The sequence below is a fragment of the Bartonella sp. W8151 genome, from assembly GCF_016100385.1.
In the GTDB taxonomy this organism is placed as follows: Bacteria; Pseudomonadota; Alphaproteobacteria; order Rhizobiales; family Rhizobiaceae; genus Bartonella; species Bartonella apis.
Map to the genome: position 1 here is coordinate 355,702 of NZ_JACFSO010000002.1, position 21,654 is coordinate 377,355.

Here is a 21,654-nt window from a genome sequence, read left to right on the forward strand (position 1 = left end):
TCGTCGGCTTATCGTGGCGTTTTCAAAACCGGTTGTCAATTATGGGAAGTATTATTGGCAGTAAACAACCGGTGAAGACCTGTTTTACTGTCGCTTAAGGAAAGTACTTTGAAAAGTTTTCCCATTTCTTCGGGAGCTGCCAATCTTTCAACATCAAGGCGAATTTTTTCCTGTACAGTCGGGCTTTTATTGGCGCCGAGCTGGCCTGCACGCTCGATCAGTCCCATGCCAGTCAGAAATGCGCCTTGTGTGATGACGTCTGATAGAATGCCGTGGCGTTTTGCAATCATTTCTAACGAAGAAAAATCGACATGGCTGGTCAAATCATCTTTTCCCGGCGCGGAAAAAACATTTTTGAATTTGTGACGGGATATAGCCTGTAACGTATCCCCATAGGGAAGACCGGTGCTGCCATAATCAATAAACAGTGCCGAGCCCCGCGCCGTTGAAATATGTTTTAAAACCTGTTCCACAAATTGGATTCTTGCGGGCGAAAGCTCCAAGACCGAACCATCCGGCAAATCCTGATATTTTTTCGGTAAATTTTTCCGATCAAGCACATTGTGACCGACGGCAAACTCCAGTTGATCGTTGTCGTCTATTCCAATAAGCCGTTCGTGCCATTGACCGTCGATTTTGACGAATTGGTCTATCGGCAAAGCATCAAGAAATTCGTTTGCTACAAGAATGAGCGGATCGTCGGGGAGTTTATCGAAATCCTTTAGCCAATGGATTTTATCATCATAAGAAGAAAGAGCCTGTTTTTGAGCTTCTACAAGCTTGTCGGAGGTTTCGACCATGAATACATTCGACGCTTTAAAACATTCGGGCGAAAGTTTTGCAACAACACGCAACAAATCCTGCATGAGTGTGCCGCGGCCCGGTCCCAACTCGCAAAGGCTGAAGGATGACGGTTTGTTCAACTGATTGAAAGTTTCAATCGCCCAGACACCGATAAGTTCGCCAAACATCTGGCTTATTTCAGGTGCGGTAATAAAATCACCTTCTTTACCGAACGGTGTTTCATGTTTGTAATAGCCGTTTTGATCGTCGCTCAAGGCCAGTGTCATGAAGGTACTCACCCGCATCGGTCCCTGAAGGGCAATCAGTTCGCAAATTTTTGTTTTAAGATCAGCCATCGTTTTTTATCGAATGAAGATCGGCCTTGTTTTTTGGAGCGTATTTGAAAGCCCGCCAAATGGCATAAAGGCCGAATAACACCATGGGAAGCGACAATGCCATGCCATAGGTAACGCCGGTGTTGGAAAAAACACTGCTGAACCATTCCGGATCTTCACCGGGTACGCGGAATATTTCCGAAATCATGCGTGCTATACCATAGCCGAAAATGAAGGTGCCTGAAACAATGCCGGGCTTGCGCAAGGCTTTGAATGCAAAAACAAGAATGGCAAGCACGATGAACAATATGAGCCCTTCCATCAGCGCTTCATAAATCTGGCTCGGGTGGCGGGGAAGATAATCGGGATCACGCGGAAAACAGACTGCCCATTGAACATTTGTCACGTTGCCCCATAGCTCCTGATTGATAAAGTTACAAATGCGCACCACACCAAGGCCGACAGGCACACCCGCAGCGATTGTATCAAACATCGTCCAAATGCCGATTTTGTGTTTTACGGCAAACCAGATCATGGCGATAATGGTGCCGATCAGCCCACCATGAAAGGCCATGCCGCCGTCCCAGACGGCAATGATTTCCGCCGGATGGCTGAAATAATATTGCGGATCCCAGAATAAAACCTGCCCGAGACGCCCGCCAACGACAACGCCGATAGCTGCCCAAACCACAAAATCACCCAATAATTGCGGGGTCATTGGCGGGGTTTCATTGTACCAGAGCGATTTGTGTTTTAACAAAAAGGTGCCATACCACCAGGCAAAAAGGATGCCGATAACATAGCCAAGGCCGTACCAATGAAGTGCAACCGGTCCGATTTCTACAATGATTGGATTGAGAAAATCGGGAAATGCAATGGCGGGACAGTTGGGCAAATCGTTCATGACAAACTATTCAATCCTGAATTTTTGTAGCCGAAAATGACCGAGGAACGGGTTCCGGTCAACCCTCTATTGCTTGTAAAGTCAATTGTCAGCTTTTAAAAAAATCTGAAACCATAGGAAGTGGCGTAAAGGACCGTTGCAACTTTGACTCTAAAATCATGCGGTTAAAAGCTTTTATGTTTTTTAGCTAAAAAGTGTTTTTATGTTTATGTTTTGCGATGTGGGGACAAAGAGATGACAAATCGCCTATCCTTATTTTAAAAAAATGTTCTATATGTTAGCCTGAATTGATTTTTTAATGGGCGTCTAAACAGTTTTAAAAAGGATAGGCCAAATGAATAATGGACCCAATCGTGTTCTTGATGAACTTGCAAAGTTGATGACCGATGCAGCCGGTGCTGCACAAGGTGTGCGCAAAGAAGCCGAAACCGCTTTTCGTGCCCAGGCGGAACGTGTTCTCAATAAATTCGATTTTGTTCATCGTGACGAGTTCGAGGTTGTCAAGGAAATGGCCGCCAAAGCACGCGAAGAAGTCGAGGAACTGAAAAAACGTCTGGATAAACAGGAAAACAAATCGGGTTCGAAGGCAAAAACCGCTTCGACTTCACAAGAAGAGCACGAAAAGAAAAAATAATCCCCAGTTTTTATTGGCTGTGAATAAGTCAGAAAAACGCTTAATCCAGAATCTGTTAGGACGGGTCGGACTTTTGTTTCCGGCCCGTTTTTTTATTCTTGAACAGCTTTTTGAATCAGGGGGACTAGCGTTCGCAATTTAGATCAATACACTGAAAATTAAAGATGATTCGCAAAGAAGCCGAAACAGAACAAATGGCAATATTTGCGTTTTATGCAGTTGTTGTGCGTTTTATGCGTTTATGATTTTTGCGGGTAACTTGAACCGTGCGGCAACGCACGGGTGGTATTTTTCGCCGGAATTTTTCTTGCGGAAATGCGCTTTTGGAATTGAGGAATGAAATGAGGCTTGCCGTAGGCAACTTGGAACGGGATCGCCACCCTGTCGATTTGATCGAGCAGGTAGCCAATGGTCATGATTGGTCATTTGAAAGAACGGCCGAAGACGAAATAACAATTTGTGTCGAGGGCCATTGGGCGACTTACCATATTGCGTTCTCGTGGATGGAAAATCAGGAAGCACTGCATCTTGCCTGTGCATTCGATATGTCTGTTTCGCAACAAAGACGAAAAGAACTTCTCAAACTGGTTCTGGCAATCAACGAAAAATTGCTGATGGGGCATTTTGATTTCTGGGAAGATTCTTCGTCGGTCATTTTCCGGCAGGCATTGTTGCTTTCGGGTGGCTTGCATCCGTCGAACGCACAAGTGGAAAACCTGCTTGTCAATGCTCTTGATGTTTGCGAAACGCATTATAGCGCTTTCCAGATGGTGGCGTGGTCTTCCCTTTCAGCAGAAAATGCACTGCAATTTGCTTTGTTCGAAACAAAGGGAAATGCCTAATCGGATAAAGTGTTTGGCAGGCAGTACAAGGAGTTTGTAAGGTGGCAGAAATCAGTTTTGATGATTTTTTAAAGGTTGATATCCGTGTCGGGAAAATTATCGAAGCGAAGGCTTTTCCTGAAGCACGTAAACCTGCCTACAAACTCAAAATCGATTTCGGCAAAGAGATCGGCGTCAAACTTTCATCAGCCCAGATAACTGTGCATTACAAGCTCGACGAGCTTGTCGGTCGTGAAGTTCTATGTGTTGTCAATTTTCCGCCGCGCCAGATCGGCCCGTTCATGTCGGAAGTTCTCACTCTTGGTCTGCCTGATGAAAATGGCGCTGTTGTGCTTCTTGAACCGTCAAAAGAAGTTCCCGTTGGCGGGCGCATATTCTAGAAACAGCAATGCATCGGATTTTTGCAATGCGAAGCGGGTTAATCCAGCCAACCGTGCCACTTGAATGACCAACACTTGAACCAATAGCATTTTGCTTGTGGCCGAGTGAACCGATTACACTTTGTGATGATGGTCGAAGGTCAATGATCGGCATAGCACAACGATTGATCGAAGCGGTGGTGGTTTTGTGTCTTTGGGGGGCTTAAAAAAATCGGTCGCTACATTTTCCAGTTGCCAATTTTTTTTATCAGCGCTTCGAAAATAACAGTTTTCACTATCCGAAATAACATTCGAATGTAAGGATGAGTGGCGCAAGGATAAGTGGTTCGCGGGCAAACTGTTCCCGTCATTGCTACACAAGCCCGCCATCGGTAACCACTGCCGAACGGCATACGAACTGCTCTTCATGGCACGCGTGGCCTGTCATTAACAAGGAACGTTTAATGACAGGGGCAAACGGCCTTCGTCATTCATAAAAATATTAATTTGGTCGTCAGGGAATAATTTTAAGTTGCTGGTGCGACAGTTCTTCCTGACACCGCTTGCCATCACGTGGTCACAAGCGGGTAACAGGAAATAGTTGCGCAAACGGTTTTTTGCCCGTTAAGCTGAAGCCAAGCCCGAGCTTCTATTCTCTGATAGCCATTATTTCCTGATAAGCTCGAGCCAAAGCGTGTAACGAAGTGCCGCTTCTTATTTTTTTGATTTTTTGCCGATGTTATCAGGCAAATCCTTGAGCTTGGTGGAAGCAAAATCTTCAAGCTCGTCTTCTGTCATGGATTGTTCCATTTTTTTGGAAGCCCCCTGCAAAGAGCTCACCGGTCTTTTGCCGCGTTTGGCCGCGAGGGCTGCTCCGGCTGCCTTCTGCTGGACTTTGGAACGTGCTGGCATGATGATTTCCTTTCTCAAAAGAACAGATACATAAGATTGAAACAGTAAAAGAAAGCCGATCTCACTTTCTTCGAGACTGTTTCGAAATGAAATGCCTGTTCTTGTGCATATCGGGCGCTAGAGAGGAATTTCAACAATGACGCGCAAGCCGCCGGTCGGGCTATCACCCAGTACAATATTGCCGCCGTGGCTGCGGGCAATATCCTGTGCAATCGAAAGGCCAAGGCCTGTGCCACTGGCATCCTGATTGCGTGCTTCATCAAGCCGGAAGAACGGCTTGAACACTTCCTCTCGCATATTGGCAGGAATTCCCGGCCCGTCATCGTCGATAATGATGACGAGGTCATCGTCACCATGGACAATGGCCACATCGACGTTTTTGGCATAACGGAAACTGTTCGAGACAAGATTGCTGACAAGCCTTGAAAAAGCCTTCGGTTTCAATTGTACGAGAGGCGATCCTTCCATGTGATAGACAAAGCCGCGATCGCGCAGTTTCGCATCCTTTTGAAGGGTCTTCATCAATTCGCCCAAGTCGAGCTCGCCGACATTTTCGGTTCCCTCGCCACGGGCAAAGGCAAGATAACCTTCCAGCATGTTCTGCATGTCGGCCACGTCCTGTTCAAGGGGCGTTGTATCGAAGCTTCCCTTTGCCAAAGCCAGTTGTAATTTGAAGCGGGTTAAAATGGTGCGCAAATCATGGCTGACACCGGAAAGCATCATTGTGCGTTGCTCGATCTGGCGTTCAATGCGCTTGCGCATGCGCAAAAATGCAGTGCCTGCGCGGCGGACTTCTTCGGCACCTCTCGGTTCGAACCCTTCCGGTAAAGGCAAGCCGCGCCCGAAACTATCGGCCGCAGCGGCCAGCTGCTGGATCGGTTTGATCTGGTTTCTTAAAAAGAAAATAGCAATAATCAATAAAACAAGCGCTGTGCCAACCATCCAGCTCAAGAAAATACCGGTGTTTGATGCATAGGCTTGCGAGCGCATGGCAAATACGCGCAAGACATGGTTATCAAGCCGGATGCGGATTTCCACAAGGTCGGAATCTCCCACTGTGTCAATCCAGAACGGGCGGTTGATCTGGCGGGTGATTTCTTCACTTAAGAAATAATCGAGAATAGCAAAGAAAGGTTTCGGGCCGGGGGGTGGTAATGGTTCGGGCGGCAATATTGATATGTTAAGCCCCATGCGTTGCTGGGCAATGCGCGTAATATTGTTGTAATTATCGTCTTGCGGATAGGTTTCGATAATGTCGATAATGGCGGAAATATCACGAACAACGGCCGTAGACAGGCGTTCGGTTACCATCTGCCAATGCCGTTCCATGAAAACATAGGCAATAACCGATTGCAACAACACCATTGGCGCAATGATGATGATGAGCGAGCGCGCATAAAGGCGCTTTGGCATTTTTTTTGCCAGCCAACGCCCAAAACTATTGATAGGCCCGGCCATTGATCATCCTACTCGATTGAAAGTTTGTAACCGACGCCGCGCACCGTTTGCAAATAAACCGGATTGGCAGGGTCTTTTTCGATTTTGCGGCGCAACCGGTTGATCTGCACGTCAATTGTGCGTTCACCAACTTCTCCTTCACCGGTGGCGAGTTTGTGGCGCGGAATGGTTGTGCCCGCATGTTCGGCAAAGATTGACATAATTTCCTGTTCGCGATCTGTGAGCTTTATGACTTCGCCGGATTTTTTCAGTTCTTTCTTGGCAATCGAAAATGTATAGGGTCCAAAAACCAGTTGCTCTATCTTCGGCTGTCCATTGGTATTACCGCGACGCAAAATAGCATTGACGCGCAGTAAAAGTTCGCGCGGGTCGAACGGTTTTGGCAGATAATCATCAGCACCCGCCTCAAGCCCGTCAATACGGCTATCAGTTTCAGATAAAGCTGTAAGCATGAGAATGGGCACGGTTTTTGTCTGGCGTAGTGACCGCGTCAGCGAAATGCCGTTTTCACCCGGCATCATGACATCGACAATCAAAAGGTCAAAATCAAGTCCGGCTAATTTGCGGCGTGCGTCATCAGCGTTTGCAGCAACCGAGACACGAAAACCGTTCTGGACAAGATATTGCGACAAAAGGCTGCGTATACGCGTATCATCATCAATAACCAGAAGATGGGGGGCGTCATCAGAAAGCTTTGTTGTTTGGTCTGTCATTTTACCTATCCGAATTGAAAAGAGTTTATCGGAAGAATCCGCCTCTGTCGAGAGAACCGGCTTTTTATTGCTCCCAATTTTAGGCTTTTACGTGACAGGACAAAAACGATTGCAAGCCTATTAATTCCGCGTTGCGTGGTCCGACTTCTTTTTTATGTGAATTTCTTTGGTAAGGGGGCGCGGGAAAAAGGCTGTTCAGTAACGAATTTAAAAACGATGATTATGTCTTCACCTAACATTCGCCTTCGGCTTTTAAAATCGCTTTTGTCATGTTTGTAAAGGCTCGAAACTGTTAAGCGCCCGCACGGCACTGTTAAAGGCAAAATATAGATAATCGCTCGGGAAGACGGGCGAGAGGTGTTTTGGGCTGTCCCGTTATAACTCTTGATATTCTAAAGCTTGAAGTCGATATAAATTTAAAATTCCTGCAACCTATTGTCGAAAGTAATTGAATGGGAAAGCTCAAAGCAACAATCATACCGGTCACTGTGTTCCGGCAAAATTGCACTCTCCTTTATGATGATGAAACAATGCGTGGCGTGCTTGTTGATCCCGGTGGTGATTGGCCGAATGTCGCCCAAGCAATAAAAGAAACTGGCGCCCATGTTGAAGCCATATGGATCACCCACGCCCATGTCGACCATGCAGGCGGAGCAATGGAGGCCAAGGAAGCTCTTGGTGTTCAAATCTACGGTTCCAACATTGCCGATAAACCGCTCATGGAAAATCTGGTTATCACAGCACGGGATTACGGAATGAAAGGCGTGCGTAATTGTGTTCCTGACCATTGGCTTGAAGAAGGTGATGTTGTGGATTGCGGTGGCCATAAATTCGAAGTCTTCCACACACCCGGTCATGCACCCGGTCACGTCATCTATTTCAATAAAGAAGCAAAATTGGCCTTCGTCGGTGATGTGCTTTTTCATAATTCGATCGGCAGGACAGATTTTCCCTTTTGTTCTTATTCGGATCTTATGCGCTCGTTGAAAGAAAAGGTTTTGCCATTGGGGGATGACGTTGTGTTCATCAGCGGGCACGGTGAAATGGGCACGATCGGCGAAGAAAAACGCCATAATCCGTTTTTACAAGATATATGAGACGTGAAACAGTCCGGGCTTCAAGATCAAATAGCAAGTGTTTTTGTACTTGCTGTGTCCTCTGCTGACACCGGACTTATAAAAATCGGCGTGTCTCATAGCTTTCCCCGGCAGATAGCATCCGTAATCATTTGATGGCAGAAAATATCCCGCGTTTACTCGCGCCCGCATTCAATCATTCCAGAGGCCTTCCAGCGATTGATTGAACGGCTGATGCCTTTTCGGTTAAAAATTATAACTTCATATGCTTGGGAGATGCGGTCGAATTGATGCTGTTTATCAGGCATTATTTTGAGATCAAGCATTGTTTCGAAGAGGGGTAAAAAAATACCCGACGCGAGGCCGGGTATTTTCTTTTAATCGGATTCCTTCAAATCAATTGGCGTTACAAAAATGGTTGAGACCATCAACGCCACGATATGTTCCAGTCCGCGGATTGAACGAGCGGTATTTGTGCGAGCAATAGGCGCGCCAACCCGGTGTCCAAGGCTGATAAATCGGCTTGTAAGCGGCAGGTGCCGGCGGATAATAGGGACGGGCAGGTGCATAATATCTTGGTGCTGCCGGATAATAGGCCGGAGGCGGGGGCGGAGCCTGATAAATGACCTGAGGTTGTGACGGTTGCGACAAGGCGCTGCCAATCAGCGCACCGGCTGCAAGGCCGACGACACCGGCAGCAACTGCGTCTCCGTGATCGTGATGATGATGGTGGTGATCCCAATAACGCGGACCACCCCAATAACCCGGACCACCCCAATAGTGGTCATGTGCTGATGCGCCAGCAAGCGGGGCCACAACCATCACTGCCGATACGGCAGAAAGCATTGCCAATTTTGCAAAATTTTTCATGGTTGAACTCCTTTGAATTCGGTTCATGAAAACAATTCTATGTCTCATTTTCTGAACGCAGCCTGAACGCTGCTTGTGACTTTCTTATGGTAAATAAGATATTTAACATTTTTTTCCATCACAATTTATATTTTTTTGTTACAGAAAATTTGTCAAAAAAAAACCGGATCGCGAGACCCGGTTTAATGGATGAACGGTCCGGGTTCATCCGATAACTGTGATATTGACCGCTTTCGGACCTTTGCCACGACGGTCAGGCTCGGTGTCGAATGACACTTTCTGTGCGTCGGTAAGTCCAGTCAAACCTGAAGCCTGAACGGCCGAGATGTGCACGAAAATATCAGCGCCACCATCATCCGGCTTGATGAACCCGAAACCTTTATCGTTGTTAAAAAACTTTACTTCCCCGGTCTGTGCCATAGAATGTTTCCTCATTCAGTTACCTGTCGCAACAGGTTTCATAATAAACGCCGCCCCACACACCATGCGCAAAACGGCTCATGCAGGCAGTTCTTGAAGTCTGGAAAGCACTCTATATTACCAGCTTGCAACCGACGGTTACCAATTGAAACCAATATTTCTATTGGCAAAGTGGCTCCGGTTTTACCGGAAATCCAGTTGTTACCAGCCCAAAACTTATAGCGGTTTTGGCACGCCTGTTAATAGTCTTCCAATGTTCGTAAAATGCCCGAACCCGCATAGATTGTATTAAATTCTTGAAATTTGCAAGAGTTTTTTGAATTTATTCTTTAAATTGATTGAAATTAATAGTTTAAATTTTGTCTAAACATAAAGAGACGCAGTTCCATACCCGTTTTTTAAATCGTTATAAAACCATCAAGAGAGGCGATTTGCACTTTTAAAAAGTCGTAAAGCTTGTCCGGTTTTAACCACTTGTTTTACCGATAATTGCGCTTTTTGAGCTCTGAAACAGGAAAAAAGAAGCGTTTTAATTTGAGCGCTTTTCTAAAAACCGTATCAACAGCGATGATGCCGGACCGAAGTCAATTTCAAACAATTGTTTTTATTTCCGGAATTTTTGAACAGAATAAAATATATAATGAAATCATACGGATAATTATATTTTTCACATGAAAAAGCGCGGGAGATCAAAAACGTCCCAATCAAATTTGATAAAAAATAAGTATAATTATGCCTTTTCTTATGAAGAATTATCCAATTCTTTAAATCGATCTAATTATACGATAAATGCGTTTTTCATTTTTTTTAAAAATATTTTTCACGGTAAGCGGCTGTTCAAAGTGGCAAAAGGAAAGATTTACACAAGAATTCACCCTCTCGGTACTATGCCTACTCGTGTAGGAGAAGAGGCCAAGGGCGCTTAACGCCCCGGCCTTCCGGTTTTTCCGGGACGACGGCGTTTGCGTGCAACTTCCACAGGGTCTTCGAAAGAGCCCAAACCAATACGTTCGCGCTTGATCGGTTTTGCACTTTCACCGAGCGGGACTTCGGTACGTTTTACGGTCATTTCATCAAGCGTATTTTTTCTGAACTTTCCGTTTTTCGGGTTTGGTTGGAGAATCCCGACATCCATATTCGGCCCCATATGGTCAAGGTCGGGTTTGGCGAAAAGTCCCTTTTTATTGGCTTTGTCTCGCGACAGTTCGCCACTCTCGATTGTCTTCTCGACATTGCGGGTCAACGGATCATCGGAAATAGCAAGCTCCGTCTGCTGTAAGCGCTTGATCTCGTCGCGCAATTTTGCCGCTTCCTCGAAATCAAGATCGGCAGCCGCGTCGCGCATCAATTTTTCCAGATGTTCGATATGGGCAGCAAGGTTGTTGCCAACCATATTGCCAGCCTCGGCAAATTCGGAAATATCGGCACGAACATGGTCGCGCTCGTAAACCGAGTCGAGAATATCGGCAATGTTCTTCTTCACGCTTGATGGCGTAATGTGGTGTTCGATATTATAAGCCTGCTGTTTCTCGCGACGGCGTTCTGTTTCCGCCAGCGCTCTTTCCATCGAGCCGGTTTGGTTATCGGCATAAAGGATAACGCGGCCATCGACATTTCTTGCAGCACGGCCGATAGTCTGGATAAGCGACGTTTCCGAACGCAAAAACCCTTCCTTGTCGGCGTCAAGAATAGCAACAAACCCGCATTCCGGAATATCTAGGCCTTCACGCAACAGGTTGATGCCGACAAGCACATCGAATGCGCCCAGACGCAAATCGCGGATAATCTCGATTCTTTCCAATGTATCAATGTCGGAATGCATATAACGAACACGGATACCCTGTTCATGAAAATATTCGGTCAAATCTTCCGCCATACGTTTGGTAAGAACCGTTACCAGACTACGGTAGCCTTGTTCTGTGGTTTTGCGGATTTCACCAAGCACATCGTCAACCTGATTGCGGGCAGGGCGCACTTCTACCGGAGGGTCTATCAACCCTGTCGGGCGAATGACCTGTTCGGCAAAAACGCCGCCAGCCTGTTCCATTTCCCAAGCCCCCGGCGTTGCCGAAACAGCAATGGTTTGGGGGCGCATGGCGTCCCATTCCTCGAAACGTAACGGGCGGTTATCCATGCAGGAAGGAAGCCTGAAACCATATTCGGCCAATGTTGCTTTACGGCGGAAGTCTCCGCGATACATGCCACCGATTTGCGGAATGGTGACATGGCTTTCATCGGTAAAGATTATGGCATTATCGGGGATATATTCAAACATGGTTGGCGGCGGTTCACCCGGTTGCCGACCTGTCAAATAACGCGAATAATTTTCAATGCCCGCACAACTACCGGTTGCTTCCAGCATTTCAAGATCGAATGTGGTGCGCTGCTCAAGCCTTTGGGCTTCAAGCAGACGTCCTGCCTTGTTCAATTCGGCCAGACGGTCACGAAGCTCTACTTTTATGGATTTGATGGCCTGATTAAGTGTCGGACGCGGCGTAACATAGTGCGAATTGGCGTAAATTTTAACTGATTTCAGATCACCGGTTTTTTGCCCCGTCAACGGGTCGAATTCGGTAATTGCATCAATCTCGTCACCAAACAAGGAAATGCGCCATGCGCGATCTTCCAAGTGGGCAGGGAAAATCTCGATCGTGTCGCCTCTCACACGGAACGAGCCGCGCACGAAATTAATGTCCTGCCGGCGATATTGTTGCGCAACAAGGTCGGCGAGAAGCTGGCGCTGGTCGAGATGGTCGCCCACCTGCATCTGGAATGTCATTGCCGTATAGGTTTCAACTGAACCGATACCGTAAATGCAGGAAACCGAAGCGACGATAATAACATCATCACGTTCAAGAACCGCACGGGTTGCCGCATGGCGCATCCGGTCTATCTGTTCATTGATCGACGATTCCTTTTCGATATAGGTGTCTGAGCGCGGCACATAGGCTTCCGGCTGATAATAATCATAATAGGAAACGAAATATTCCACCGCATTGTGCGGAAAGAAATTCTTGAACTCGCCGTAAAGCTGTGCTGCCAAGGTTTTGTTCGGTGCAAGAATAAGGGCAGGGCGTTGTGTTTCCTCAATGACTTTCGCCATCGTATAAGTTTTGCCCGAGCCGGTTACGCCGAGTAGAACCTGTGTGCGGTCACCATTTTTGATGCCTTCCACAAGGTCTTTGATCGCGGTTGGCTGATCGCCGGAAGGAAGAAACGATGTCTCCATTTTGAACGGAATCCCGCCTTCCGATTTTTCCGGACGGACAGGGCGATGTGGCGTCCACAATTTGCCGTTTTTAAACAGCGGATTTCCTGAAGAAATGAGCTTGGACAATGCCTCGACGGTCGCCGTTGCACCGCCGGTGGAAATTTTTGACGCGTCTTCAAGCCCGACATCAAGTCCGGCCACGGGGTTAAGGCCGGCCGCAGCACGCTGCTTGGCTGTCGCTTTGCCACCAATCGAAGTGCCGCGCGCTGTACGGGCCCCCTTTGTCGAGGCTTTTTTGGCCTTTACCGGTTTTTTGACTGGCTTTTCGGCAGCCTTATTAATATCGGCTGCCCAGTCTGCTATAGACCCGGTTGCTGCCGCTGCAATATTTTGCTTGCCGGCTTTCGTGGGGGACTTTTTTGCCCCTGCGGATTGATGGTTTTTAGCTGATGACGTCATGATAGAACAATATGGTATTTCAGCCGGAAAATAAAAGGCAATAGCTTAATTTTGTTTGTTTTGTTCATACAATTTTTTACCTTTTGATTTTCTTGATATTTAACAATCAAAAGCGGGCTGGAACATGTTTTGTCTTCTTGAAGCAAAAAGAAATTCCGTTCCATGTTTCTGCGCCGTGAAGTTTTCAGACGACTTATTTCACTTCCATCAAAATTGAACACGGTTCATAAGCACTTGAATTTTGCCAAAACCGGATGTTGCAGGACAAGGTGTAACAATAAACTTTGAATAGTCCTGTAAAATGCGGCTTGGGTAAAGCGCAGCCATAGTAAAGTTTAATTAGAATTCCTTCAGACCGCGCTTGGTAAGTGGGATATCTGCTGCTCTCAAAGAGGTAACAATAAAGGATGAAACCATAAAGGGGCTTCTTTTCCACGCTCCGGTTTACTGTATCGGGCTTAGGTAAGATGGTCAAAACAGGTGTTTTCAAGATCGGATGTTGAATGACGATAAGCGACAAAGTGTTTGAAATGAGGGTAAACAATGACCCACACGGAAAATCAGGTCGCCAAAAATCGGTCGCCAAAAATCGGCCGCCAAAAAACCGGTTGCCAAAAAACCGGCCGCCAAAAACCGGCCGCTTGTCACCAAAACGGCCGGTATAATCAACGTAACGGATAAACCTAGCGTTTGATATCGGGAAAATCTTCCCCGAACCCGCCACCAGGTGCGCTGCCGCCGGGTCTGATATCGGGGAAGCCTCCGCCATGAGAAGGCGGTGGAGTTGCCGGTCTACCCCCACCAGGTTTGATATCGGGAAAACCACCACCGGATCCACCATGAGAAGGCGGCGGGAAGCCTGGTCCACCGGAGCCACCACCAGGCCCACCTGCCGGAAAGTGGCCTCCCGGTCTGCTACCGGGGTAATGCCCATCTGGACCGCCATGAGGAGGCGGGGGCGGCATCCCCGGTCCCGGTCTGAAAGGTGGCGGGCGCATGCCCGGAGGCGGGCGGTGCGGCCTGTCAAATCCCCAATGTGGAGGAGGTGGTGGCGGCGGACGATGATCTCCATGCCAGTGATGCCTGCGATAATGACGGTAATACCAGTCATCATCGTCGTCAAAATAACCACCACCGATAATGACATTATATGTCGGAGAAGGACGATTATAGCTGTTATAAACAGCCTCGCCGTTGCGGAACGCAAGATATGAGGCAGAAGCCCAACCGATACGCGGGCCATAATTGATTTCACACCAATTGCCCGAACATCCGCGCACGCCGACGATTTCACCCGGCGGAATTGTGCCGCGGATAGCATAGGCTGTGCTTGGCCCATCTCTGAAATTCAAAGGCGCGGTTACAAGTGCATCCAATGCCTGCGCTGCCTGTGTCGTTAACAAAAAAGTACCAAACAGCAAGGAACCGAGTATTTTTCGCATTTTACCCTCACGTTCAAGGGGTGAATTTGTCATGGCGTTTTCCTCGCCGATTATTATAGGCTAATTTAAGCGAAATTGTAGCGAAGAGAAAGTGCCCGACAGGAAATCTGAAAATCAAGTTTTGTTAAGAAATGTTTATTCCGCCGCAAGCAATAGCTGTTTTATATGGTGTCGGGCGAGGCGATAATCAGGGCACAATCAAAAGAAAATTTTGGATGAAAAATCTTTTTCCTATGCTATATAATAAGAAGCTAAAAGTTTAGAGACGGGTTCCGGGAGGAGTTCCGGAGGCCGTTTCTTTTTGTTTTCGACGCAAAAACGCGGGAAGGAAAGGATACGATAATGGAAAAATATCCGATGACGACCGGAAGCTATGAAAAGTTGAAAAAAGAGCTTCACTGGCGTCAACATGAAGAACGCCCCCGTATCATTGAAGCAATCGCCGAAGCGAGGGGCCATGGCGATCTTTCGGAAAACGCCGAATATCATGCTGCAAAAGAAGCCCAAAGCCATAATGAAGGCCGCATAGCAGAACTTGAAGACTATGTTACATGTGCCGAAGTGATCGACGTTTCAAAACTCACCGGAGACAAAGTCAAATTCGGTGCAACTGTCAAATTGATTGACGAAGACACCGAAGAGGAAAAAACCTACCAGATCGTCGGTGAACAGGAAGCCGAAGTAAAATTGGGCAAAATCTCTATTTCTTCGCCGATTGCCCGTGCATTGATCGGCAAGGAAAAAGGTGATTCTATAGAAGTGAATGCACCGGGTGGTTCACGCTCTTACGAGATTTTATCCATTGAGTTTATCTGATCGGTTGTTCAATGCGTGTGTCGGTTGACGAAACGGACGTGATTGCGCCCAATTTCAAAAAGCGTTTGTCGGGTGTGACATCGACAATTGTGCAACTCATTCCCTTGCAGCGCAAAAAAGGCATACGCATTTCTACCATTGGACCCGGTCTGCCGGATAGTTTGCCATCTCTTGGTTATTCAAGTTTACTGAAACTCTGGAAACGGCCTGATGGCAAACCGTTTCGCATCTGGCATGCGCGGCGCAATGTCGAAATGGTGGCGGGTATTCTGCTGCGCGACCTTTTGCACATGAAGCTGAAGCTTATTTTTACTTCTGCCGCGCAACGCCATCATAAGCCTTTTACCAATTGGCTTATCAGAAGAATGGACAAGGTTATCGCGACAAGTGCCCGTTCCGGTTCGTTTCTTGAAGTGCCCTATCGGGTCATCATGCATGGCATAGATCTTGACCGGTTTACCCCGCCTGCAACATTTGAAGATACATTCCAATCGGCAAAAGTTCCCGGCAAATATGCAGTCGGTTGTTTCGGGCGCGTACGCCATCAGAAGGGAACCGATCTTTTTGTTGATGCGATGATCGAATTGTTGCCCCATTATCCTGACTGGACGGCCATTATTACCGGCCGCACCACTGCCGAACACAAAGATTTTGAAAAAGAACTGGAACGTAAAATTGCCGCTGCCGGCCTTCAAAAGCGCATTCTTATACTGGGTGAGGTTGATGATATACGCGTCTGGTACCGGCGCGTAACGCTTTACGTTGCACCATCGAGAAACGAGGGGTTCGGGTTGACACCGCTTGAAGCTATGGCTTCCAAAACCGCTGTTGTGGCAAGCGATGCAGGTGCTTACCAGGAACTTGTCACAGAAGGCACGGGAACAGTGGTTCCCGCTGGTGACGGCAAAGCTTTGACAGAAGCGATAAAGCCCTATCTGGCAGACCCTGAAAAAACCATTGCCATGGGCGAAAAAGCCTTAGAGCATGTGCAGAAAGACTTTCCCCTTGATAAAGAAGCAAGCTCGATAGACGAAGTTTATCAGGAAGTTTTCACGCAAAAATAATGCAATAGTTCTTTAGTTCGCGCTGAAGTTAACGGGACTATAGCCTGAAAAATAGCCTCGAGCGCTGGGCGAGAAAGAAAAGTGATGTTTTCCGTGTGTCGCTTCGCGTTTTTTAAAGAATAAGCGGTGGCTCGTCTTTGATGACGCGAATGGTAAGTGCAGTGCGCACGGAACCGACATTGGAGGCAGCTGTCAGTTGCTCAATGACAAAAGTCTGGAAGCTTTTAAGATCGGGTGCCACACAGTGAAGCAGAAAATCCGATTCACCTGACACCATCCATGCTTTTCTGACAAGAGGCCATTGATAGACCATTGCCGCAAAACCACGTAAATCCGCATCGGACTGGCGGTGCAAACCGACAAAGCAAAAAGCCACGAGATCCTGACCGATCATGGCACCATTCAGAATAGCCTGATAGCCTTTGATAATGCCGTCCTGCTCAAGGCGTCTGACACGACGCAGACATGGCGGTGCCGAAATACCGACTTTCGAAGCAAGCTCGACATTTGTCATGCGGCCATTGCTCTGGAGTTCTTTGAGTATTTTCCAATCGATTGAATCGAGATCGGCTTTAATCTGCATTGGGCGTTACTTCACTATTGTTCAATTGAGTGTCTGTCTATCACCGGTTAGGAAAAACGTCACGTGATAAAATCATTTTCTCCAGAATGCCGGCGTGAAAAGAATAATAACCGTAACAATTTCGAGGCGTCCTGCAAACATAAGAGCACTTAAAATCCACAATGCGGCGTCTCCGACTGTGGAAAAATTCCCGTCAGGGCCAATTCTATCACCAAAACCGGGACCGACATTGGAAAGGGCGGTCAATGCACCGGTAAAAGCCGAAACAAAATCAAGGCCGGTGAAAGAAAGCAACATGGCTCCGATCACAAGCGAGGCCATATAGAGGCTTAAAAAAAGTAAAACCGTCTGGGCAAGGTCACCGGAAATATCGGTTCCGCCATAGCGCACTTTGACAACTGTGTTCGGTGAGAGAAGCCGCGTCATGGCGACGCGTGTGAAACGCCAAAGAATTATAAGACGGTTAATTTTGATGCCACCCGATGTTGACCCCGCACAACCGCCAATAAATGATGCGATGAAGAAAAGGCCGATAGCGAAGGGGCCCCACAACAGGTAGTCTTCAGCGGCGTAACCGGTGGTGGTTATCACCGAAACAAAATGGAAAATCGCATCAAGAAATGCGTGATGAAACGAAAATCCGAACTGGAAGCGCAGCCAGATTGCAAGTGCAAAACTTGCAACGAGAACGATGGCCAGAAAAACAACAACCTGCGGGTCGGCCAAACGCCTTGAACGTTCAGGCAAAACAAGTTTGACATAAAGAATAAAGGGGAGCGAAGCGAGCAACATAAAAATTGTCGCAATGACCAGCACCGAAGGCGTTTTGGAAAAATAGCCCAGAGACGCATCATGGGTTGAAAAACCGGCTGTCGCAATTGTTGTCATTGCGTGATTGACTGCGTCGAACATGGTCATGCCGACTGCGAAATAAGATAGCATACATAAAAGCGTGAGCCCGAGATAGGCAATGATAATGCCATTGGCGATCTGGTTGACGCGTGGCAAAACTTTTTCTGCACGGTCGGATGACTCCATATTGAAAAGCTGGATACCGCCAACTCTGAGCGAAGGCAAAAGCAGTAAGGCCAAGGCGATAAACCCGATGCCGCCAATCCAGCATAAAAGTGAACGCCATAGAAGAATGCCCCGCGGCAGCCGGTCAAGTCCGGTAAGTACGGTAGCACCGGTGGTGGTAATGCCGGAAACGCCTTCAAAAATGGCCGCTGCAAGTGACAAGGGCAGTCGAGAAAAATAAAGTGGCATCGCACCGAGCACACAGCCGGTAACCCACAAGCAGACTGTCAGCAAAAATCCGAGTCGTGCCGAAAAGCGGCAATTCGCGCCATTGGTTGCAAGCAGGATCAGCGTTGCAAAAGCAATGGTTGTTGCAGCCGACCGGATGAATACAACCCAGTCGCTGTTTCCTGCCCGCAAATCGGCGAGAGCAGGAAGTAACATGGTTATACCCAGGATCAGCGCAAAACGTGCGCAGACATTGCTGACAAATCGAAAAATGGCAAACCTCGGGACTGAAATGAAGCTTAAGTAAGTGTGTTATGCAATCGTCTACTATTTTATATAAACTTTACCCCGACTGACAATCGCTAAGTTTCACAAAATGTCATGCCTTGTGATTTAATTCGTCAATCTTCTCGACCGCCTTGCAAAAGTCGACTTTAAACCATAAATCAATTGGCAGAAACAACTTCGGAGAAACGCTAGTTCGCGGCTTTTTCCTAAATCGATTTATGAAAGTGGAGTTTCATGTCAGCGCGCCATATTCCTGTTTTGATCGTCGGTTCAGGTCCTGCCGGTTATACGGCTGCAATTTATGCGGCACGTGCCATGCTCAAACCTGTCATTGTCACCGGTCTGCAACAGGGTGGCCAATTGACCATTACCGACGAGGTCGAAAACTACCCCGGTTTTGTAGATCCGATTGGCGGGCCCGACCTTGTCGAGAAAATGGCCAAACAGGCGGTAAAAATGGGAACCGAGCTTGTTTATGACATTATCACCAAGGCCGATCTTTCAAGGCGTCCTTTCACGCTTCACGGTGATTCAGGCACTGTCTACACTTGTGATGCGCTCATCATTGCAACCGGTGCACAAGCCCGTTGGCTGGGATTGGAAAGCGAAAAAACTTTTATGGGCGGTGGTGTTTCAGCCTGTGCAACATGTGACGGTTTTTTTTATCGCGGTAAAGATGTAGTTGTCGTCGGTGGGGGCAACACAGCCGTTGAAGAAGCGCTTTATCTTGCAAACCTTGCAAAAACCGTAACTGTAGTGCATCGGCGGGATTTTTTCCGTGCCGAAAAAATTATGCAGGAGCGTTTGTTAAAACGTGATAATGTACGGGTGATCTGGAATCATGTGGTCGACGAAATCGTCGGTAATCCGCCAAAACCACCTATGGGGGCAACAGTTACCGGTGTGCGTCTTAAAGACACTTTGACCGGAAAATTCAGCGAAATTGAAGCGCAAGGCGTCTTTATTGCTATCGGTCACGCGCCGGCGGTCGAGCTTTTCGAAGGACAATTGCGCCAGAAACCCGGTGGTTATTTATGGACAGCACCGGATTCAACGGCAACCAGTGTCGAAGGCATTTTTGCCGCCGGCGATGTTGCCGATGATACATTCCGTCAGGCGGTGACAGCTGCCGGCCGCGGGGCAATGGCTGCCATTGAAGCGGAACGTTTTCTGGATGAACAGGCCGATTTGAAGGCGGTCGGGAAAGCCGATTTGAAAGTGGCCGGAAAATAGGTCTGGTCGGGTGGGTGGTAGTCACGCTCACGCCGTTAAGATTAGCAGATGTAACCGTTAAAACATTGAGAAGCGGTTTTAACAATTGAGGAGATATGTCGGTGGCTGCGCCGTTGGATTGGGACAAGTTAAGAATTTTCCACGCCGCCGCCGAAGCGGGTTCGTTTACACATGCTGCGCAAACGCTGCATATGTCTCAATCGGCGATCTCGCGGCAAGTTTCGGCGCTTGAACAGGATGTTGGCGTGCCGCTTTTCCAGCGCCACGCACGCGGACTTATCATGACAGAGCAGGGCGAAATTCTTTATCGCACCGCCCATGATGTGTTGATGAAACTTGAAAATGTCCGCTCCAAGTTGAGTGAAAGTCGCGAAAAGCCGACTGGCCACTTATGTGTGACAACGACATTCGGCTTGGGCTCCGGATGGCTTGTCCAGCGTATACCGGAATTTGTCAATCTTTATCCCGATATCCAGATTCAGCTTTTGCTCGATGACGAGGAACTCGATTTAACAATGCGCCACGCCGATTGCGCCTTGCGTTTGCGCCAGCCCCAGCAGCCAGACCTCATCCAGAGACGGCTTTTTACCGTGCATATGCATGTCTATGCATCGGCCAATTATCTGGCCAATCACGGCAAACCGACACAGTTGGAAGAACTTGATAATCATCGCATTTTGTCATTTGGTGAATCGGCGCCGAGTTATCTTGCCGGTTTGAACTGGTTGGAAAGTGCCGGCCGTAACGACGGGTCACAACGTATTCCGTCTTTACAAATCAATAATGTGATTTCCATTAAAAAAGCGGCTATGAAAAATCTTGGTATCGCCGTTTTACCGGATTATATCATTGCGCCTGATGACGGGCTGATAAGGCTTTTCCCCGATCTGACAGAAATACCTTCCTTTGACACGTTTTTCTGCTATCCGGAAGCGCTCAAAAACTCGGCCAAGCTTAACGCATTTCGCGATTACATCTTTGCAAAATCGCGTAACTGGTCATTTTAACCGGGCAGTCCGAATTCCATTATAAGACATGTGTTCCAAGAAAAATCTCCGCATTTTTCTTGAAAATCCTTCATCCACATAAGAGCGAAATAATCTCGCGCTCCGTGACTATTTTTGATTTGGTAATGTTTTAATTTTGGAAGGGAGTGGGCATGTTATTTGTGAAGTGTATATTCTTAAAAATCGCTGTCGGTAAAAAGAAATAGCAATGAACCCATTCTGATACGTGCTACTTCTTTAAGCTTGAATTGATTGTTTTCTATGCAAAATTTGGAATATTTTTGTGCCGGACGTCTAGCGCACTATTTATGCCATTTGTGATCAGATCGATGAATGTGATTTAATAAGCTGTTGTTTTTCAATAATAAAAAATAAAGGTTTGCTTTTTTGTGGCATTTTCAAGGCTGAGCTATGCACTCAGCGCATAGCTGTCGTGCTTAAAATTTGGTTGTTGAATGCCTAAAAAAAGTGCATATTACAAACATCTCAAGAAGACGTCTCCTCCCATTGCGTTTCTTGAGTGTTCCCCTCTGGAGGTTTTGTCAGATCGACTTTAGTCTCTGAAACCTTCAAACTTCAGCCGGACATTTGTCCGGCTTTTTTTTGCTTTTTCTGTTTTATTCTTTCGGCTGGTCTGCATCGGCTTTTCTTTTTGTCAGTGAGAGATAGTGAACGCGACTATTTCCAGTTAAACTTCCAAAGAAAATAACGCTACGCAGGTGCTTTTAACTGCTGGACTTTAAAACGCGGATAGACTGGCAGTTTCGGCTTATTTCCCGATAGGTGCTGTTTCAACTTGGACAAGCGGCAATAGTCCGTTTTCCACGGGACAACAATGTTAAAGTGGTAATGGTATTTTCCGGTAAAGAAATATCAAGAGGTGACTGTTTCCATACTACAATATTACCATTCGCGAATGGTGCCGGTTATCAATCACACTCAAAGCAAGGGGGGGGAGAAATATTGGCTTTTCATCCAACGCTGAACTTTAAAGGAAACT

19 protein-coding genes are annotated in these 21,654 nt (G+C 47.2%); 8 read left to right on the top strand and 11 right to left on the bottom strand.

Annotation, left to right across the window (positions count from 1 at the left end; translation table 11 throughout):
• Positions 1-35: 35 nt before the first annotated feature.
• Together H3V14_RS04430 and lgt are read right to left on the bottom strand one after the other, a co-directional pair.
• Entirely contained in the window at positions 36-1,139 is a 1,104-nt protein-coding gene (locus H3V14_RS04430) for a class I SAM-dependent methyltransferase (RefSeq protein ID WP_198226918.1), read from the bottom strand.
• Complete coding sequence (gene lgt, locus H3V14_RS04435; protein WP_198226920.1) at positions 1,132-2,022, bottom strand: prolipoprotein diacylglyceryl transferase; 891 nt, start codon at positions 2,020-2,022, stop codon at positions 1,132-1,134. The genes H3V14_RS04430 and lgt overlap by 8 nt, the downstream gene beginning before the upstream one ends.
• A 334-nt stretch (positions 2,023-2,356) precedes the next feature.
• Here lgt and H3V14_RS04440 point away from each other — a divergent pair, with 334 nt between their 5' ends.
• The 3 genes from H3V14_RS04440 (at position 2,357) to H3V14_RS04450 (ending at position 3,878) form a co-directional block, all read left to right on the top strand.
• The gene (locus tag H3V14_RS04440; protein WP_075868897.1) at positions 2,357-2,656 is read left to right on the top strand and encodes an accessory factor UbiK family protein; all 300 of its coding nucleotides are present in this window, start codon (positions 2,357-2,359) and stop codon (positions 2,654-2,656) included.
• Positions 2,657-2,997: 341 nt separating this feature from the next.
• Positions 2,998-3,498, top strand: a complete 501-nt coding sequence (locus H3V14_RS04445) for a YbjN domain-containing protein (RefSeq protein ID WP_075869838.1) — start codon at positions 2,998-3,000, stop codon at positions 3,496-3,498.
• A 41-nt stretch (positions 3,499-3,539) separates the two neighbouring features.
• A complete protein-coding gene (locus H3V14_RS04450; protein WP_075868895.1) occupies positions 3,540-3,878 on the top strand; it encodes a tRNA-binding protein in 339 nt (112 codons plus the stop codon).
• Positions 3,879-4,571: 693 nt separating this feature from the next.
• On the opposite strand, the gene H3V14_RS04455 is transcribed toward H3V14_RS04450, so the two are convergent.
• From H3V14_RS04455 to H3V14_RS04465, 3 genes are all read right to left on the bottom strand, one after another.
• Positions 4,572-4,769, bottom strand: a complete 198-nt coding sequence (locus H3V14_RS04455) for a DUF3008 family protein (RefSeq protein WP_198212173.1) — start codon at positions 4,767-4,769, stop codon at positions 4,572-4,574.
• A 117-nt stretch (positions 4,770-4,886) separates the two neighbouring features.
• A complete protein-coding gene (locus H3V14_RS04460; RefSeq protein WP_198226922.1) occupies positions 4,887-6,227 on the bottom strand; it encodes an ATP-binding protein in 1,341 nt (446 codons plus the stop codon).
• Positions 6,228-6,235: 8 nt separating this feature from the next.
• Positions 6,236-6,940 (bottom strand): response regulator, encoded by a 705-nt coding sequence (locus tag H3V14_RS04465; RefSeq protein ID WP_198226924.1) that lies wholly within the window; start codon positions 6,938-6,940, stop codon positions 6,236-6,238.
• Positions 6,941-7,392: 452 nt separating this feature from the next.
• On the opposite strand from H3V14_RS04465, the gene H3V14_RS04470 reads away from it, so the two are divergent.
• Positions 7,393-8,037: an MBL fold metallo-hydrolase gene (locus H3V14_RS04470; protein WP_198226926.1), complete on the top strand. Its 645-nt coding sequence runs from the start codon at positions 7,393-7,395 to the stop codon at positions 8,035-8,037.
• A 375-nt stretch (positions 8,038-8,412) separates the two neighbouring features.
• Here H3V14_RS04470 and H3V14_RS04475 read toward each other — a convergent pair whose 3' ends face one another.
• The 4 genes from H3V14_RS04475 to H3V14_RS04490 form a co-directional block, all read right to left on the bottom strand.
• A complete protein-coding gene (locus H3V14_RS04475; protein ID WP_075868885.1) occupies positions 8,413-8,886 on the bottom strand; it encodes a BA14K family protein in 474 nt (157 codons plus the stop codon).
• Positions 8,887-9,090: 204 nt separating this feature from the next.
• A complete protein-coding gene (locus tag H3V14_RS04480; RefSeq protein WP_075868883.1) occupies positions 9,091-9,306 on the bottom strand; it encodes a cold-shock protein in 216 nt (71 codons plus the stop codon).
• 922 nt (positions 9,307-10,228) lie between these two features.
• Positions 10,229-12,904: an excinuclease ABC subunit UvrB gene (gene uvrB / locus H3V14_RS04485; protein ID WP_371809442.1), complete on the bottom strand. Its 2,676-nt coding sequence runs from the start codon at positions 12,902-12,904 to the stop codon at positions 10,229-10,231.
• A 755-nt stretch (positions 12,905-13,659) separates the two neighbouring features.
• Complete coding sequence (locus H3V14_RS04490) at positions 13,660-14,451, bottom strand: SH3 domain-containing protein (RefSeq protein ID WP_198226930.1); 792 nt, start codon at positions 14,449-14,451, stop codon at positions 13,660-13,662.
• Positions 14,452-14,760: 309 nt separating this feature from the next.
• On the opposite strand from H3V14_RS04490, the gene greA reads away from it, so the two are divergent.
• Both greA and H3V14_RS04500 read left to right on the top strand, forming a co-directional pair.
• Positions 14,761-15,234: a transcription elongation factor GreA gene (gene greA, locus H3V14_RS04495; RefSeq protein WP_075868874.1), complete on the top strand. Its 474-nt coding sequence runs from the start codon at positions 14,761-14,763 to the stop codon at positions 15,232-15,234.
• The gene (locus H3V14_RS04500) at positions 15,234-16,298 is read left to right on the top strand and encodes a glycosyltransferase family 4 protein (RefSeq protein ID WP_198227146.1); all 1,065 of its coding nucleotides are present in this window, start codon (positions 15,234-15,236) and stop codon (positions 16,296-16,298) included. The genes greA and H3V14_RS04500 overlap by 1 nt, the downstream gene beginning before the upstream one ends.
• Before the next feature lie 112 nt (positions 16,299-16,410).
• On the opposite strand, the gene H3V14_RS04505 is transcribed toward H3V14_RS04500, so the two are convergent.
• Positions 16,411-16,881, bottom strand: coding sequence for an Lrp/AsnC family transcriptional regulator (locus H3V14_RS04505; protein ID WP_077972104.1), 471 nt, complete (start codon positions 16,879-16,881; stop codon positions 16,411-16,413).
• 72 nt (positions 16,882-16,953) lie between these two features.
• Positions 16,954-18,342: a TrkH family potassium uptake protein gene (locus tag H3V14_RS04510; protein WP_198212184.1), complete on the bottom strand. Its 1,389-nt coding sequence runs from the start codon at positions 18,340-18,342 to the stop codon at positions 16,954-16,956.
• Positions 18,343-18,648: 306 nt separating this feature from the next.
• On the opposite strand from H3V14_RS04510, the gene trxB reads away from it, so the two are divergent.
• The gene (gene trxB, locus H3V14_RS04515; protein ID WP_198212185.1) at positions 18,649-19,647 is read left to right on the top strand and encodes a thioredoxin-disulfide reductase; all 999 of its coding nucleotides are present in this window, start codon (positions 18,649-18,651) and stop codon (positions 19,645-19,647) included.
• A 101-nt stretch (positions 19,648-19,748) separates the two neighbouring features.
• Positions 19,749-20,654 (top strand): LysR family transcriptional regulator, encoded by a 906-nt coding sequence (locus H3V14_RS04520; protein ID WP_075914308.1) that lies wholly within the window; start codon positions 19,749-19,751, stop codon positions 20,652-20,654.
• Positions 20,655-21,654 lie beyond the last annotated feature (1,000 nt).

What these genes read in the sequence shown, in the direction of transcription:
- H3V14_RS04430 (WP_198226918.1), bottom strand. Translation starts at nt 1,139, where the DNA reads ATGGCTGATCTTAAAACAAAAATTTGCGAACTGATTGCCCTTCAGGGA.
- lgt (WP_198226920.1), bottom strand. Translation starts at nt 2,022, where the DNA reads ATGAACGATTTGCCCAACTGTCCCGCCATTGCATTTCCCGATTTTCTC.
- H3V14_RS04440 (WP_075868897.1), top strand. Translation starts at nt 2,357, where the DNA reads ATGAATAATGGACCCAATCGTGTTCTTGATGAACTTGCAAAGTTGATG.
- H3V14_RS04445 (WP_075869838.1), top strand. Translation starts at nt 2,998, where the DNA reads ATGAGGCTTGCCGTAGGCAACTTGGAACGGGATCGCCACCCTGTCGAT.
- H3V14_RS04455 (WP_198212173.1), bottom strand. Translation starts at nt 4,769, where the DNA reads ATGCCAGCACGTTCCAAAGTCCAGCAGAAGGCAGCCGGAGCAGCCCTC.
- H3V14_RS04460 (WP_198226922.1), bottom strand. Translation starts at nt 6,227, where the DNA reads ATGGCCGGGCCTATCAATAGTTTTGGGCGTTGGCTGGCAAAAAAAATG.
- H3V14_RS04465 (WP_198226924.1), bottom strand. Translation starts at nt 6,940, where the DNA reads ATGACAGACCAAACAACAAAGCTTTCTGATGACGCCCCCCATCTTCTG.
- H3V14_RS04470 (WP_198226926.1), top strand. Translation starts at nt 7,393, where the DNA reads ATGGGAAAGCTCAAAGCAACAATCATACCGGTCACTGTGTTCCGGCAA.
- H3V14_RS04475 (WP_075868885.1), bottom strand. Translation starts at nt 8,886, where the DNA reads ATGAAAAATTTTGCAAAATTGGCAATGCTTTCTGCCGTATCGGCAGTG.
- H3V14_RS04480 (WP_075868883.1), bottom strand. Translation starts at nt 9,306, where the DNA reads ATGGCACAGACCGGGGAAGTAAAGTTTTTTAACAACGATAAAGGTTTC.
- H3V14_RS04490 (WP_198226930.1), bottom strand. Translation starts at nt 14,451, where the DNA reads ATGACAAATTCACCCCTTGAACGTGAGGGTAAAATGCGAAAAATACTC.
- greA (WP_075868874.1), top strand. Translation starts at nt 14,761, where the DNA reads ATGGAAAAATATCCGATGACGACCGGAAGCTATGAAAAGTTGAAAAAA.
- H3V14_RS04505 (WP_077972104.1), bottom strand. Translation starts at nt 16,881, where the DNA reads ATGCAGATTAAAGCCGATCTCGATTCAATCGATTGGAAAATACTCAAA.
- H3V14_RS04510 (WP_198212184.1), bottom strand. Translation starts at nt 18,342, where the DNA reads ATGTTACTTCCTGCTCTCGCCGATTTGCGGGCAGGAAACAGCGACTGG.
- trxB (WP_198212185.1), top strand. Translation starts at nt 18,649, where the DNA reads ATGTCAGCGCGCCATATTCCTGTTTTGATCGTCGGTTCAGGTCCTGCC.